This is a genomic window from Mesorhizobium sp. WSM4810, assembly GCF_055811235.1.
This window is the reverse complement of the sequence record NZ_JBVVQV010000025.1, coordinates 39,225-54,484: the sequence shown is the minus strand read 5'-3', so window position 1 is coordinate 54,484 and position 15,260 is coordinate 39,225. Positions and strand designations below refer to the sequence as shown.

Sequence of the window (15,260 nt, the reverse complement as noted above, 5' to 3'; positions counted from 1 at the left end):
GGTTCGTCAGCCTTTTTCTCTAACGAGCTCATCCAATACAGCTCGTACTGCCGCTTCTGCGATTCCAACAATCTCCTCGATCTCTGACTTGGTCACCACCAACGGAGGCGCGAAGCCAAGGATGTCGCCGTGCGGCATGGCTCGCGCTATTAAGCCTCTGTCGCGCGCTGCTTTCGAAATGCGGGCTCCAACCTTAAGTGCTGGGTCGAAACGCCTGCGGTGATCGCGATCAACGACAAACTCGATCGCAGCCATGAGACCGACGCCCCTTACCTCGCCAACGATAGGAATCTGTGAAAACTTCTCCTGCATCAGCGCTTGAAAGAACGCCCCCACCTCCCGGGCATTTCCTGGCAAATCTTCCTTTTCAACGATGTCGAGCACAGCGTTTGCGGCGGCGACGCCGATTGGATGCCCGGAATACGTATAGCCATGCGAAAAGGCCCCCACCCGATCAGCCCCGTCCTCCAGGACCCGGTATACCTTTTCGCCTACGATCGCCGCGGATAGAGGAAAATATGCGGACGTGAGCCCCTTGGCCACGGTGATCAGGTCCGGCTCAATGCCGTAGTGAAGCGATCCGAACATTGAGCCGGTGCGGCCAAACCCTGTAATGACTTCGTCTGCAATAAGTAGCACGTCGTGCTTTCTAAGCACTGGCTGAATCGCCTCCCAGTAGCCCGTTGGCGGAGGCGTAATTCCACCGGTGCCGAGCACCGGCTCAGCGATAAATGCTCCAACATTGTCTGGTCCAAGGCGCTCAATAAGCTGATCGAGCTCCTCCGCCCGTCGTGCTGAAAACTCAAGCTCAGTCTCGCCAGGCGTTGCACCCCAGTAGTGGTGAGGCACGCCAGTGTGAGCAATCTGCGGAAGCGGCAGATCCATGTGGTCGTGATAGAAGCTCATCCCGGTCATTGAGCCCGATACCACACTGCAGCCGTGATAACCGCGCTCTCGTGAGATAATCTTCTTTTTGGTGGGCTTGCCACGGAGGTTGTTGTAGTACCAAACAAGCTTGGCCTGCGTTTCGTTGGCGTCCGACCCGGACATGCCGTAAAACACCTTGCTCATTGTCCCCGGCGCCATCCTCACCAGACGATCAGAGAGAATTGCGAGTTCGTCCGTAGTATGCGCGGCATAAGAATGATAGTATGCAAGCCGGTGGGCTTGACGGGAAATGGCATCTGCGACCTCGGTGCGACCATACCCGACATTGACGCAATAGAGGCCAGCAAATCCGTCGATCAATTGCTTCCCGTAGGCATCTTGGATTCGTATCCCCTTCCCCGTCTCAATGATTGTGGGATCACCCATTTTGCCGGTTGCGAAATCCTTAAGATGCGTGAACGGGTGCAGAACGGTGTTCCGGTCTTTCTGCGCGATTTCCATGATATTCATTTGCCATTCCTAAGCTGCGTTCCAGCGGGACAGTTCCGATATCTACAACAATGCCGGTTCAATGTTTCTCACGCAGGGTAGACCACTGCCTCGGATCACGTAGCGAAAAATCCGTACCGCATAGAACGAATCCTGCAAATTCCTACGCAATTTCGCAGGTTTCTACCTGTAGCCCACGAATCGATGAAGGAAAACTTAGTCCAGCGATGGCTATACCCATCCGAAATCCAACATCAGCAATAGCGTTCTCCCCTGAAGGCTTGGGTTTCACATCAAGTCTGATTGCATCTGATATGTGACAGATGCGCGGCATTGGCTTCGAACGGGAGATAGCCGAACTCGTCGATGATCAACAGTTTCGGCCGCGACAGGGTCGTCAGCTGCTTTTCGAGTGAACCGTCATCGTGGGCTTGGCAAAGCATCGGCCACGAGCGTGGCCGCCGTGACGAACTCGACGCTATGGTCCTGCCAGGTCCCTCGCGCCGAGAGCCACCGCCAGATGTGTCTTGCCCCTGTCGCCATGGTCAATCCAGTGGCAGGTCGCCACTCCCGGATTTGGCGCTGATCCAGCGACGGCTGGCAGGCTGGTGATGTTCAACGTCCCGATTCGCTGGAAGGAACGCCACCATCGGATGGACTGCATGAAGTGATCCGTGCGATGCCGGAGGTGCTCGAGGCCGAGATGCTGAGGCACTGGGTGCTTCGAAGGGCGAGCGGACGCCGGAGCGGCTCGGCTATCGCTCGGTTACTCTGGCCGCACCCTCCAGCCGCTTTTTAATGGCCGAGATCGACGATGCCGAGAAGAGATGGCCGCACAGCTCTTGATCGCCTTGTCCTTCTGGGTCGAGACCCCTTGCATATACATCTCCGCCAGCGTCGCCACCAAGGCTCGCTCCGAACGCTGGTAGCGCTCAAACAGTTCGGTAGAGAAGCGTGCCGGCGCGCGCAGTGGCCGGTCAAGGGCAAGTCGAGTTGCGCTGACCTTCGGCCACCCTCGACCGGCCCCGGGTGCGCCGGGTGAGCCGAAGCCAGGTCGGGGACGGTCGAACACGGAGATGCACATAATCGCAGAGGCGAGCGTGACAAGGATCACCCTATAAGGTTCCACCAGCCGGTGGAAAAGCGTCCTTCGCAGGACGATGAATGAGGTGAGTTTGCGAGGCTTGCAGTACCGGTCGCATCACAACGATCAGGACGCGTCCGAGATTGTTCCGCCTCATTCTCCTGAACCCCCATTAAGGGTAGGGCCAAAGCGCCGATCCCGGAGAGAAGCAAGGCCCGCGAAAGATGCGCAACGCCGGCGAAATGGAAGGCTCGACAAGGGCTTGACTTCAACACGCCGAATAGAGAAGCAACCCTCGGACGCGGAGTGTAGGGCGAGCCACCTCATCGGCGGAAGTGGGACGGTCTTACACAACAACCATGTCGCAGACCCCTTCACACCGGCCTATATCGAGGACCTCCCGCCCCCTTGGGGCGATTGCCTGCTGACTTCAAACTCCAGCCTGCGCCGGCCGGTCGGGTGGCCGTTTTAGACCGAGGTTCTCTCTCAGAGTCTGTCCAAAGTATCCGGACCTGAATTTTCCCCTTCGGCGCAACTCTGGAACGACGAGTTCAACAAAGTCCTTGATTTCGCCAGGAGCGCTCGCCGGCAATATGTTAAAACCGTCAGCCGCATATTGATCAAATACATCGATCATGGCGTTGGCTATCTCATCGGGAGTTCCAACAACCATCCGATGGCCGCGGCTGTCCGAAATCAAACGGACTAGTTGTCTCCAGGTGTACTTCTGCCGCGCCGCCAAGTCGATGAGAAGTTTCTGCCGGCTCTGGATGAAATTGGTCTGCGGCAGAACTTCGGGGACAAACGCGTCAAGATCAACCGAACGCAGGTCGGTGACAGATCCCAAAAACAGGTTCGCCTCCCCGATTAAAACGTCGATGTGGGTGTTCGACTGCAGTTTTACAAGTTTCTCAGATGCTTCTTGCTTGCTCCTCCCCACGATAGGCACTATGCCCGGCATGACTAGCACCTCTCTTCCACATGCGCGCGCTGTATCCTTGAGATGTGCATAGTATTTTTTTCCGTTCTCTAAACACGGCTCGGCGGTGAACACAACCTCGGCCACTTCTGCAGCGAACGAAATCCCGGCATCAGATGCACCAGCCTGAACCAACACGGGGTAGCCTTGGGGGGGTCTTGCAATGTTAAGTGGACCTTTAACTGAGAAGTGGTTGCCTCGATGATTGAGCAGATGCAGCTTTGTAGTGTCAGTGTAAATACCACTTTGCTTGTCGCAAACTAAAGCGTCGTCCTGCCACGTGTCCCAAAGACCCTTGACCACACTTACGAATTCCCTTGCTCGAGCGTAGCGGAACTCGTGGTCGGGAAGGTCCGTTTCACCAAAATTTTGAGCTTCGAAATTACTTGCCGATGTGACTATGTTCCAGGCTGCGCGTCCCCGAGATAAATGGTCAAGTGATGCGAGCATGCGCGCAAGAACATAGGGCTGGCAGTACGTCGTTGTCGCTGTCGCAACAAGGCCGATGTCCCGTGTTTTCGATGAAAGCGCCGACAACAGAGTAATAGGCTCGAGCCCATTAATGTCACTTAGACGAGCGAGGGCTGCATCATCAACCATCACCCCCTGATGATCGGCAAGAAACACGAAATGAAACGCGCCGCCTTCGGCAAGTGCGGCGAAATTCGCATACTGGTCGATGTCAGCTCCGCTGTTGGCTGGCGCGTCCTGATCGCGCCATGCACCTTGGTGATATCCCGCCCCTCGCGTAAGATAAAGCCCGAGCTTCATTTCACCGTTGCGTCGCATGCGGCATCTCCGTCACAAAAGATTTTATCCTGACCAACAACGCTCTCGCGGCCGTGTTCCTCCGGTAAGCAGACAGCTAGCCTTAACGCTCGATTCCTGGCAGTCACGATGATCTGCCTGATAGAATTGCGTGCAACACTCACCGCCGGGTTCTGGAACCCAGAGTCCCTCAAGTAACGGCTTCGAATAGGCCTGTCTCCCCAAAATCGCTTTATCCAAGTACCTGAAGAGTGACAGCAATGCACCTACTAAAGGTGGTAGTTGGTCGTGATCAATAGCTCAGCCATTCCGCTTGCACCCCCCAGACTAACGGCGGCGAATTGCGGCGAGTGGGTGGCACCCTCGGCCCTGCTGAGCAGCTACCCAAGGTGGCGCCCGATGTCACCATCCTTTGATGCACGAAAATCCCTTGCTCCCCTTGAAGGCCGCAGTGAGTGGGAAGAGCCAGACAAGGTGGCTCATTGCTGCGACGGTCCCTGGCTTTGAGCGCACCTCTCAACGAAGCTCGATGCCGACCCGGATTCGGTGCTCAGGCTGTTGCGCCGCTGGCGCAGCGAAGTCATCCAAGTCGGGCGCGAAGTCCGGCGAGCTCCAGCCGCACGCTATGGAGGCGTATGTCATACATCCATAGAGCGTCGCGGTGTCCCGCGAACATCGGCGCCCCAAGGCCGATCGCCTCGATACCGAACTGCTAATGCGCCTTTCTTGGCTGACTGCGGGGCGAGAAGCGCCACTGCAGCATGGCAGCCATGCCGCCAGCCCATCAATGAGGAGGAGCCCGCCGTCCGAACCGTGAACGAGACAGTCTCGTCCGCGAACGTACACGGATGTCAACCCCATTAAGGCAATCCTCGCTCGCTCAGCATTCGGGCCTTCAAACCCCATCTGCGCAAAGCTGCCGAGAAACTGGAGGCTCTGCATACGGCGGTTAAGGTATGCCCCGCCAGAACGCAAGCCGAGCCGAGTTGCGCCATATCTCGGACGGCTTCACCTGTTGCGCGAACAACTCCACGAGATTGAAAAAGGAGCGGCTGCGGCAGCTCCGGTCGTTCCGGACACGGAGAAGGGTCCGCTCGCAATGGTTCGCCTTCTTTCGCGGATAATCGGTGTCGGTATTGAGACTGCGGACATGCTGGTGAATGAGATTCTCTCACTCGGCCTGCGTGATCGGGGAGCCGTCGCCCGTATGCCGGGACCGAGCGGAGCGCCGGATGAGAGCGGCCAACGCAGGCGCGAGAAAGGTTTTGCGCGGACCGGCAACGCTCGCGTCCTCCACGGCATGATCCTGTGTACGCATCCGGTGAAGCTTTCGCCAACTTCCGATTACTCACATCTTGATCCAATGGAGATGCCGATGGCGATGTCGTGCAAGCAGGTCATGCCGCGCCAGACGACCATGTTGCCGGGAGGCAGGACATGCTTGCGGGCGAGATAGCCGCCAGGCGTGGCGATTTGCAGCAGGTGGACGGCGAGCGTGGGCCGCTGGACGCGCGGTCGCGGTCGGAACGCGTCGATTGATCGAGCGCAGTGATCTCGGCTGCGGTCGCGCACGCCTCGATTCCCACTAGGCACGGCAAGCGTTGAAGAAACCAGCAGGACTACCACGCCAACGCGTCTACACCGTGGATTTGAAAGACGTGTTTGGCGATATCCAAACCGACTGTGCTAACCTTCTCCATGGACGGCTCTCCCTTATGTGACTTTCGACAGTCACACTTTGGCAAATTGCGAGGCCGGGAGCGGAGCCGTCCACCACATCAGGTCAGCTACGGATCAAATCAAGGTCTGCAGTGATTTGGGCCCGATTGTTATTCGTATTGTCCTGTACAGCGGCAATGCTCTCGCGAACAATTGAGAGACCATGGCGCATAGCAGCCTCGGTAATAGTAAGAGCGAAAAGGAACTTAAGAACTTCATTGTACCCACCACAGGTCTCGATGACCAAACCGCGATGAAGAGCTTCGCGGGAGATTAGGACCGGTAATGAGTGGAGCTTTTGGGAAACGAGTCCGTACATCAATCCCCGGCCGCGCACACTCAAACCAAGGTGAGGGAAATCGTTCACAATTGACTTGAGTTCCTCCGCTAGAATGATTGACTTACTCGCGATTTCCTCTTCAAACTTGGAGTCGGCCCAATAGGTCTCAAGCGCCGCGCGAGCAGTAACGAAAGCAAGGTTGTTGCCTCTGAACGTACCGCTGTGGGCGCCAGGCGACCAAATATCCAGCTCGGGTTTCAGAAGAACGAGGGACATCGGCGTTCCAATCGCCGACAAGGACTTTGACAGAGTGACGATGTCCGGGACGATCTCAGCCGCTTCAAAACTGAAGAATTTGCCGGTGCGACCGACACCCGCCTGGATGTCATCGAGGATCATCAGGATTTTGTGTCGCGACGTCAGCTCACGCAGCCGTTGCAGCCATTGAAAACTAGCAGGGTTGATGCCTCCTTCACCTTGGACCGCCTCCAAAATAACCGCGGCAGGTTTATCGAGCCCGCTGCTAGGATCGTTGAGAAGCTTCTCAAAGGAATCGAGCGTGTCAACTGAGGGGCCGAGGTAACCATCATAAGGCAGGAATGTAACGTGCGCGATGGGAAAGCCTGCGGCACTGCGGTATTCTTTGTTTCCGGTCGCCGCCAATGATCCAGCGCTGACGCCGTGGAATGCATTGCTAAAGGCGACGACGTTCGACCTGCCGGTCACTTGGCGGGCCAGCTTCAGTGCCGCCTCGACCGCGTTTGTACCCGTGGGTCCAGTGAACTGCAATTTGTAATTCAAACCACGTGGCTTCAGAATACACCGTTCAAAGACCTCGATGAAGGCCTTCTTCGCGCTGGTGGCAAGGTCAAGCCCGTGCACGATTCCGTCGCGCTCAATGTAATCCAGCAACGGTTGCTTGAAGGCCGGGTTATTGTGCCCATAATTGAGGGCGCCTGCCCCAGCGAAGAAGTCGAGATACTCATGACCGTCTGTATCTATGAGGGTAGTGCCAACCGCGCGGTCGAACAGGATCGGAAACGATCGAATGTAGCCGCGCACCTCAGACTCGAGGCGCTCAAAAATCGCGATGGTCGAACCCTTCGAAGGCGAGCATCTATTGGGCATAGCGGCACTCTCCTTGCTCATGCGGACAGATCCTCTAGAATCTGCCTGCGTTTCAGGCCTGTAGATAATGGGTGGGTCGAAGCGCGAATCCTGCACATCAATCGGTGTCTAGTCCTCTGCGCGGCGGCTTGGCCTCGCGCCCATCAGTCTAGCCGTTCTGGTAAGACCCTTGAGTTAAGCAGCTTACTCGCCATGCGCTTCGGTCGCAGCACTAACCACTTGGAATAGCTTTTAACTTCACGCAGGGAGAAACGCGTAACACTTCTGTTTGACCACAGTTACAGGAGACGCCTCAAAATATCTCATAATCATATTGTTGTAAATTCTATCTCGGATGTAGCAAAGTCCGACTTTCGGAGCTGCACGAAGCGAACGCGTGTTGGTTGGGCGAATAAATGCAGTGACCTGCTCAAGCGCCAAATACTCGAATGCAAATTGGATTGCTGCCCTGCCAGCCTCGGGGGCGATCCCTTTCCCCGAGGCCGCAAGGTGGACGCAGTATACTAGCTCCACGTTGTTCGGATCTTCGGGTAGATTCTGGCCGCTGCACGCCAACCCACAATAACCAGCGAATTTTCTCGACCGACCTTCGCTTTTGACGAACACCATCCAAAAACCAAAACCGTTATGCTGCCAATCATTCATGAACCGAAGCAATGCGGCTTTCGATTGCTCTCTCGTCGGACAGGCTCCATCCCCGATAGCGTTTGCCACGAACGGATCGCTATGAAGTCCATGCAGAAGAAACTCGTCGCCATGCGAGGGCGGCCTGAGGATTAACCGTGGCGTTTCCAGGATATGCATGAAAAGGTCCATTTTCGAGGCACTTGTCAACAAGCGGCACCACAACGAACGTACGCCCACGATGTCCTGGAAACCCAGCTCTTGACTGAATGGGGCCGCCATCGGACGAGCTGCGAAGCGTCTTCTTGGTAAACCTGTAGCCGCAGCAGCTTGTCGACATTCATAGCGCGTCAAACGCGTTCGGATTAAACGCCTGTGTGAATCTTGCGAACGTAAGAGTTCGGCCACTTACAGCAACTCTCGAGCGCGTCCAGCGCCATTCCCCTTTTCCCATATCGACTCGTAGTTGCGCAGCATCATTTCCGCGACACCAAAGGTGTGATTGCCTTGTCGGGAAGTCAGGCGAGCGTCGATGTCGGGATAGATAAAGAAGGGCAGGGAAATTCGTTCGGCCGGACCACTGTGCACCACCTGATGCGGCGTACTCTTGAACCGGTTATCGCTCAAGACCTGAAGCATGTCGCCCAGATTTACCACGATGCTGTCGGGGAGGGTTGGCGCCGGTATCCAACGCCCGTGGAACCACACCTGCAAGGAGCGCGTGGGGAGTTCCTCCTGCAGCAGCAGCGTGAAAAAGCCATTGTCGGTATGCTTAGCGGCCGCGCCACCGGTAGACGGATAGCGGATCACGCGTTGCAGAACCGTCGGCGGGCTGAAATAGCGTCGGAACCAGCCTTTTTCCATATCGAGCAGGTCGGCCAGCGCGTTCCCGAGCTGCGGGACGACGCCATTAAGCACGGTAGCCTGCAAAGCAAGGAGGCTGCGCGCGAAACCTGGAGCTAAGGCGTCGTCCGGAAGGCGTGTGTGTCCGGCAAATGGACGCCGGTCGCTTTCATTCTCGATACCGAGGTCGAACATTTCCTTTGGGTCCGGCCCAGCCTCGGGATGTAGCATTTCACCGTGCAACGGACTGTATCCACGGGCGGTGGTGGGGTGGACGTTTTGAAAGGCGTGACCATAGCGTTCCTTCGTAGCCAGTGGCAACGCGAAGAAACGCCGGGAAGCGTCGATCGCTTCTGCGATCTGCTCCTTCGGGATTCCGTGTTCGATAAGGTAGAAGAACCCGTACTCCTCGCACGCCGTGCGTAAGCGCTGTTGCTCTTCACCTCGCGTTGCGTCGGACGACAGTTTCGCCAATGAAATTTGCGGCAGCGTAGTCATAGTCGCTCCTCCGTCGGTGTGTGTGACCTTTGGGGTTATCTAAACCAAAGTCTGTCCTGCCCACACAGGTCTATTCTTTATCATCAGCGATATCCTCTATATTACCCGCCGGCGCAACAGAAAATACATTAAGAATATGCAACATTACTGTGCAATTCATTTATGTCATTTCACATCCCAGCAGGCGAAGTCTATGACCCCCCTCGAGTTCATAAGTGCGATGAGCACTTCCTGCCAATGCGAAAGCATGTTCGACGATATGCGCGAAATCTGCCCAAATTTCACGCTGGACTCGGTGTGGACGGCGTACACGCAGCCCGTATGGCCTTGTGATGTCGATACAGACGCCACGACCACCACGCTCCAGTGCGTTGGCAATGCGCAACAGCAAGCAGTAGTATGGATGTTGATAGGGACGGAATTCCCAAATGCGTGTGAGTGGAAGCGGCGGCAAGTTACCTCTTCGGGAATTGTCTGGCATTTGACAGCTCATAAACCTGGATCGGCTTGGCGAAAGATGACCCCGGCCACAAAAAGCTTTTTTGATGACCTTTTCGCTGACTATTCCCGGTCTTCTTTCAAAATTGCGTCAGCCATCTTCTCAGCCACCATGATCGTTGGAATGTTTGTATTGGCGCGGGGGCAGAACGGCATCACCGAAGCATCGGCAATCCTCAAGCCCGAAACGCCACGAACACGGCCCGACGGATCAGTCACCGCAGCAGCGTCGGAAGCTGGCCCTATCTTGCAGCTCGAGGTCGGATGCCAGTTGCCGGTCACATTCTGTCGGACAAATCGATCGAGACGCTCCTCGTTGTTGATCAGATCTGAAATGCTATGACCATCGGTCATGACGTGGCTAATGAGGGCGCGGCGCAAGCGTGGAGAACTGTCCATGAGCAAAGCAAGCACCGAGGTTAGCCCGTAATTAACGCAATTGACCTTGCTGACCTGCTTCGCTCGTGCATTCCAAGATGACGGAAACGGGTCAAGCGCGACCGTCGACAGGGAATCCTGCTTCAGTAGGCGGGCCATGAAACAGAATCCCTGCTTCAGTCGCTCGGCGTCCCGCTTGTCGCTCAACCAGTTGAAATCTACCTGCGGCTCTACGGTATGAGAGCGATCCTTGAGCACAATCGTTCCTGTCGAGTAGGCTCGGTTGACCCACAAATAGAGGGAGCCGAGGCGCTTGCCCAGCGGGTGCCAGGCCGACTTGGCAACCCCAGATATTGCCATGTCGGTCGACGGGCACCCATTGTAGCCCGACGAGTAACGGGCGTGCATCTGGATGTGGCCGTTCACATTAGGCGCCATGCGGTCGCCCAGCTTCAAATACGCCGAAACGGCAATCCCTGGATGTTCTTGAAGGTTCTGGCCCACACCTCTTACATCTGCAACAACGGGAATACCGAGATTTGTCAGATGCTCGGCCGGGCCGACCCCGGAGCGCATCAATATGGTGGGGGAGTGGATAGCTCCGGCGCAGAGGATCACGCTGGAAGCGAGATACGACTGCTGGCCGAAGTTGTTTTCCGTCTCGACCCCCGCAATGGCGCGGCCTGAAAAGGCCAGACGCACAACCGTCGTTGCCGGCAAGATTGTCAAATTGGGTCGAGAGCGGACGCTCTCGGACAAGTAGGCCATCGCAGCGGAAACGCGGTGGCCGTTTCGGTTGGTCAAGGGAACGACGGAGTAGCCGTCTCCAAAGACCCCATTGAAGTCCGGCCTGAAATGAATACCCTCATTTTCATACGCTCTCGATACCGCTCGGATAAAGCCGGACCAGTCTGATCGCCGCACCCGTCTTATTGGCAGCGGACCAGCCTTGCCGTGAAATTCGCCGCCGAAATCCAGATCGCATTCGAGGCGACGGAAGTAGGGTAGAACCTCCTCCCAACTCCAGCCCGCTGCACCGCTCGAGGCCCAGTCATTGTAGTCTTCGGGACCACCGCGGTTAGCCACCTGAGCATTGATGCTGGAGCCGCCGCCCATCACCCGGGCCTGCTCGTAATGAATGGGCTTGCGGCCATCCCGGACCGTGGTCGCGTCGAGCGAAGGCCATTGATAACCAGGATTGAAGTAAGCACGTGTTGGATTGCCTTCCAGGATGTCATCAGGGACGGCATGCGGGGGCGTATCAGGACCGGCTTCGATCAGCAGTACGCGATGTCCATCGGCGGAGAGCCTGCTCGCCATGACGGATCCAGAGGAACCGCCACCGATCACGATATAATCGAAAACCACACAAGCCTCCCACTACCTGCATGATGCTCGGACGAGGGATACCGGGCACCATTAGGCTCCCCCGCAGAGGATCATTCGTCAGGCAGCAAAATACCTGATGGTGCCGTGGGAAATCCACAGTACACCCTAGTAGTTGGTGAGAGGCCGAGAATCAGCTAGGATGGAAAGTGGATGAATATCGAGATGGCCGAGTGATGTAGGGGATTCCTTACTGAGAATGGTAACTTGAATTAAACTCCTCAGATAGGGAAATTACCGAAGGGCCGAGGCGAGCCCTCAAAGCCGACGCAGATCAAGAACGCATCGGTTCCGCAAATGACGCAGCAATTCCGCCAAGTTTAGCCGCTATCTTGCAGTCACCCCACCGATGCGACCTGGCCGATCTTCTCCAGCTCGCGCCGGCACGTTGCGCCACCCGTGGCGAGACCGTGTGCGCGCCGCTTTAAGGCCTGGCGCTCGGACGAGCGAGGATCCCGAAGCGGATCTCCTATGTTCCGTGCGCTTGCTGTTCCTCATGCTAAAGTCATTCCCGCCTATAAGCGGACGCGTCAACCACCAGATACCGTAGTATCAGTGCTTTCCCGCAAACTCTACAAGCCATGGTGTGTTCAGCGCACTGAAGGGTGCATCGACATGCAGAGCAACGTCACGACCCTAGAGCTTGCGAGGTGCATCTGTGGGGCAGACGAGTTGGGGCGCAAGATGGGCCTTCACATTACCATGGGCGAAGATTTTGAAGAGTACGTTGGGATTACCAGAAGACTTCCCGGGAAGTCACCGACGTATCCAAGTTTCCGTCCCGACTGTTCTCATCTTCGGCCTGGAAAGGCCTTTTGGATCGTCGGGCGGGATCGGGATGGAAGAGTAGCGCATGTCCAAGCAATGCGTCTATATCATCTGTCCGACACAGACGTTGCTGGACACCTTGGCTCGTTGAGAGCCTGGTTCGCGGATCCCACCTTCATAGCCGGGCCTGGCTCCTCGTCTCGCTGCGATGCGCCCACTGGCCGCAGCATGACTGGGCTGGTCGCCTATCATGGCGACATCTGGTTGCGCGATGACTTCAGAGGCCGCGGTCTCTCTAGCTTTATCGGTCGCATTGCATTTGGACTAGCATGGGCTAAATGGTCGCCGGACTTCATCTATGCGCTGGTTGCCGATTGGCACATCAAAAAAGGCGTTGCCGATCAATATGGGTATCTACATCAGGAGCCACACGGATCAGTCCTGCACATGCCCGCGCACGGGATAGATGACGACGATTGGCTCGTTTGGCTGACGCGAGACGAATTGTTGAAGACGGTTCGTGCCTCATCACTGCGGGCGCCCGGTGAGAATACTGTGGCGACAGCCGACTCTCGATCATGGGCCGCATCGCAAGACTGATCGAGCCGGAATGGGATACGGTATGAGATCTCTCGGCCCGGTGAATGGAATTTCCAAATACTACACATTCGAGAGTCTCTACCATGCGTGAGCCTCAGCGCCTCAGTGACTATCAAACGACCAAGTTGCAAATTCTATGGAGGTTGAGCTCGGGTTGGCGACAGGTTCGGTGGCATTATTGCTACGCTAACGCTTTGAGCTGCCGCCATTCCGGCGACGCTGTGGTCCTGCGTAGCGCTGGTCAAGACCGCAATGGCCATTGGCATGTGGCATCCGGCAGGTTCCAAGAAGGCATCGGACGCGACATACACGCGACCGCGGGGATCGCCGGCTCAAGCGACGAGGCACAGGGAACTGAGGTTTGATTTTACCAATGCAAGTCGAAAGGATTGCCCTCGAGATGTTCGTCCTCCCATCGGATTGGTGGGCGGACCAGGAGCCACGCTCACCTTATCAACTGGATCAGACCGACTTTCGGGAAATCCATACACAAACATGCACAATATATGATGTTTCACCTTTTTAAATTGCGCAATATAACGAATAAATAATTTCACGTTCCGATAACTCTCCCTAGGGCAACTCCGTGATAAAGATCTAAGGCCGACCTGCTAAGGACGGAGCGCGAGCCTTAGCCGCAGCTTTGTGCGTCGTTCACAATATTCGTCGCAAACGGTTGCGGAGAAGAACAATGGAACGCCCTCAGGTACAAGAAGTTCCCCTGCTTTCTGCCAAGGAAATAGAGTGCATACTCTGGGCAGCCAGAGGGAAATCGTCCTGGGAGATAGGGAGAATACTTAACAGGTCCGAAAACACCGTCAATTTTCATATAAAAAACGTAATGCGGAAATTGGACACGGGCAGCAGAACGGTCGCTGCTATGAAGGCGGTAAGCTTCGGGATTATCGAACTGGAGGAAGCGGTGGCCGCCACTGAAGTGTCGTCCGGCGACGATTAGAGTCTCGGTTCTTTTCTGGAAGGCCGCTGAGCCCCCAATACCAGGGAACCATTACGTCAATAATCAAACTTGAACAAAGTGACGAATCTGAGCTCTGATCTTGTTACGGCGCATCAAGGGAGGAGCAGCAATATGCCCGGCGTTTGATTGCGCTGTTCACGTCTTGAGTTTCATTCCTATGCTCATGATCGTCGCGCGACTGGTAGCGAACTTCCTGGGACCTATCGAAGAGCTCAGCCCCTTGCCCGGCGTTTCCAGCGCAGCTGGATCGCCAAATCAGAAAGAGCACACTTGCGAAATAGCCCAGCTGAAGAAGTAGCGAACAGCCCAGCGTCGTGACGACTGCTAGAGGGAACGAATAACGCGAGGCGAAGTAAACCGTCACAGCGTTGCCGCACAGGACCAGCCCGAGGAGCCGACAAAATGTGATGAAGCGCAATGCCGTTCTCCTGATTTTTGTCTCGTCAAATCATGCAGCTCATGCTGCGATCTGGTCGGCCGCGACATGGGTCTGGCAGTTCTTTGGGCAGACGCGGCCGCAGGCTCCGCAGCCAATGCAGCGGCCGTCATGGTCGACGACCATGATCATGCGATTGAGCTCACCATCGAAGTCGTCGTCACCGCCGTCGCAGGCGCCGAGGATTTCGCCTGCCTCATCGACGCCATGAAGGTGCATGACCTCGCGCGAGCAGACCTTGAAGCAGCGGCCGCAGCCGATGCAGGTCGCGCCATCTATAGCGGTCAGATATTCCGGCACCCATGTGGAGCCGTCGCGGCTGATGAATGTGCTCCTCATCGCAAAGTCTTCATTTTGGCGAGCTCTCTCCTGGCACCATCCAACTCGGCATAAACGGCGTGCGTTCTTTCGGCGACTTCCTCTATCTCGGTCCATTTGACCGGGAGACACTCGGCAAGGTCGCGCAAGTTCGTCTTGGCAATTGCCGCGCGCAGTTGAAGCTTTCGGACTTTCTTCACCATCTCATCCAGGTTCGACATGATCCTTCCTCGAAAACCGGTTTCTTCACGCCCGCGCCACGTCGGGATAGGCAATAGCTGCAGTCGAATCGCCGACCAGTTTCGCGCCGGTATCCGCGAGTTTCCGGAGAGTCTCGAAGCCGAACCGGTAGACGCCTCGACAGACAGGCGAACTGCCCGACCGTGAAAAGCACGCGCCCGGAGCACGGTCGGTTTCATTTCTGTTGTTGACTATCTCATCACGCCTGAGCGCTCCTCGATCGCAAGCTCCACTACGGTCTAAAACATGTCGAGCCTCCACAGCGCGTCCGGATCCGAACTGCCAATGATTGGATATTCCGGCGCAGTTCCTTGGTGATGATGAAATCGGCCAGCAGCCCGGTGTCCGATTTCCATT

At 56.3% G+C, this 15,260-nt stretch carries 12 protein-coding genes and 3 pseudogenes; 2 read left to right on the top strand and 13 right to left on the bottom strand.

Annotation, left to right across the window (positions count from 1 at the left end; genetic code table 11):
• Positions 1-6 precede the first annotated feature (6 nt).
• The 10 genes and pseudogenes from AC0L3O_RS27620 to AC0L3O_RS27575 all read right to left on the bottom strand — a co-directional run bounded on the left by AC0L3O_RS27620 (position 7) and on the right by AC0L3O_RS27575 (position 11,544).
• Positions 7-1,398, bottom strand: a complete 1,392-nt coding sequence (locus AC0L3O_RS27620; protein WP_473617180.1) for an aminotransferase — start codon at positions 1,396-1,398, stop codon at positions 7-9.
• 272 nt (positions 1,399-1,670) lie between these two features.
• Entirely contained in the window at positions 1,671-1,820 is a 150-nt protein-coding gene (locus tag AC0L3O_RS27615; RefSeq protein WP_473617179.1) for an ATP-binding protein, read from the bottom strand.
• Positions 1,821-2,159: 339 nt separating this feature from the next.
• A pseudogene (locus AC0L3O_RS27610) lies at positions 2,160-2,332 on the bottom strand (transposase); the annotation flags it as partial.
• A 559-nt stretch (positions 2,333-2,891) separates the two neighbouring features.
• Complete coding sequence (locus AC0L3O_RS27605) at positions 2,892-4,229, bottom strand: LLM class flavin-dependent oxidoreductase (RefSeq protein ID WP_473617177.1); 1,338 nt, start codon at positions 4,227-4,229, stop codon at positions 2,892-2,894.
• A 1,323-nt stretch (positions 4,230-5,552) separates the two neighbouring features.
• On the bottom strand, positions 5,553-5,780 hold the full coding sequence (locus AC0L3O_RS27600; RefSeq protein WP_473617231.1) for a hypothetical protein: 228 nt from the start codon (positions 5,778-5,780) through the stop codon (positions 5,553-5,555).
• A pseudogene (locus AC0L3O_RS27595) lies at positions 5,768-5,908 on the bottom strand (IS110 family transposase); the annotation flags it as partial. The pseudogene AC0L3O_RS27595 and the gene AC0L3O_RS27600, both read right to left, overlap by 13 nt.
• 83 nt (positions 5,909-5,991) lie before the next feature.
• Positions 5,992-7,356, bottom strand: a complete 1,365-nt coding sequence (gene ectB, locus AC0L3O_RS27590; RefSeq protein ID WP_473617176.1) for a diaminobutyrate--2-oxoglutarate transaminase — start codon at positions 7,354-7,356, stop codon at positions 5,992-5,994.
• A gap of 216 nt (positions 7,357-7,572) precedes the next feature.
• Positions 7,573-8,139: a GNAT family N-acetyltransferase gene (locus AC0L3O_RS27585; RefSeq protein ID WP_473617175.1), complete on the bottom strand. Its 567-nt coding sequence runs from the start codon at positions 8,137-8,139 to the stop codon at positions 7,573-7,575.
• A 228-nt stretch (positions 8,140-8,367) separates the two neighbouring features.
• Positions 8,368-9,300 carry an isopenicillin N synthase family dioxygenase gene (locus AC0L3O_RS27580; protein WP_473617173.1) on the bottom strand — a complete coding sequence of 311 codons (933 nt, stop codon included), beginning with the start codon at positions 9,298-9,300 and terminating at the stop codon, positions 8,368-8,370.
• Positions 9,301-9,861: 561 nt separating this feature from the next.
• A complete protein-coding gene (locus AC0L3O_RS27575; RefSeq protein ID WP_473617172.1) occupies positions 9,862-11,544 on the bottom strand; it encodes a GMC family oxidoreductase in 1,683 nt (560 codons plus the stop codon).
• A gap of 1,014 nt (positions 11,545-12,558) precedes the next feature.
• Between AC0L3O_RS27575 and AC0L3O_RS27570 the strand changes: the two genes are divergently transcribed.
• Together AC0L3O_RS27570 and AC0L3O_RS27565 are read left to right on the top strand one after the other, a co-directional pair.
• Positions 12,559-12,930: a hypothetical protein gene (locus AC0L3O_RS27570; protein WP_473617171.1), complete on the top strand. Its 372-nt coding sequence runs from the start codon at positions 12,559-12,561 to the stop codon at positions 12,928-12,930.
• Between the two features lie 712 nt (positions 12,931-13,642).
• A pseudogene (locus AC0L3O_RS27565) lies at positions 13,643-13,888 on the top strand (helix-turn-helix domain-containing protein); the annotation flags it as partial.
• A gap of 103 nt (positions 13,889-13,991) precedes the next feature.
• On the opposite strand, the gene AC0L3O_RS27560 reads toward AC0L3O_RS27565, so the two are convergent.
• The 3 genes from AC0L3O_RS27560 to AC0L3O_RS27550 all read right to left on the bottom strand — a co-directional run bounded on the left by AC0L3O_RS27560 (position 13,992) and on the right by AC0L3O_RS27550 (position 14,884).
• Positions 13,992-14,273 (bottom strand): exopolysaccharide production repressor protein, encoded by a 282-nt coding sequence (locus tag AC0L3O_RS27560; protein ID WP_473617228.1) that lies wholly within the window; start codon positions 14,271-14,273, stop codon positions 13,992-13,994.
• 93 nt (positions 14,274-14,366) lie between these two features.
• The gene (fdxB, locus tag AC0L3O_RS27555; RefSeq protein WP_473617169.1) at positions 14,367-14,684 is read right to left on the bottom strand and encodes a ferredoxin III, nif-specific; all 318 of its coding nucleotides are present in this window, start codon (positions 14,682-14,684) and stop codon (positions 14,367-14,369) included.
• Positions 14,681-14,884, bottom strand: coding sequence for a CCE_0567 family metalloprotein (locus AC0L3O_RS27550; protein WP_473617168.1), 204 nt, complete (start codon positions 14,882-14,884; stop codon positions 14,681-14,683). Before AC0L3O_RS27550 ends, fdxB begins: the two co-directional genes overlap by 4 nt.
• Positions 14,885-15,260: the final 376 nt, after the last annotated feature.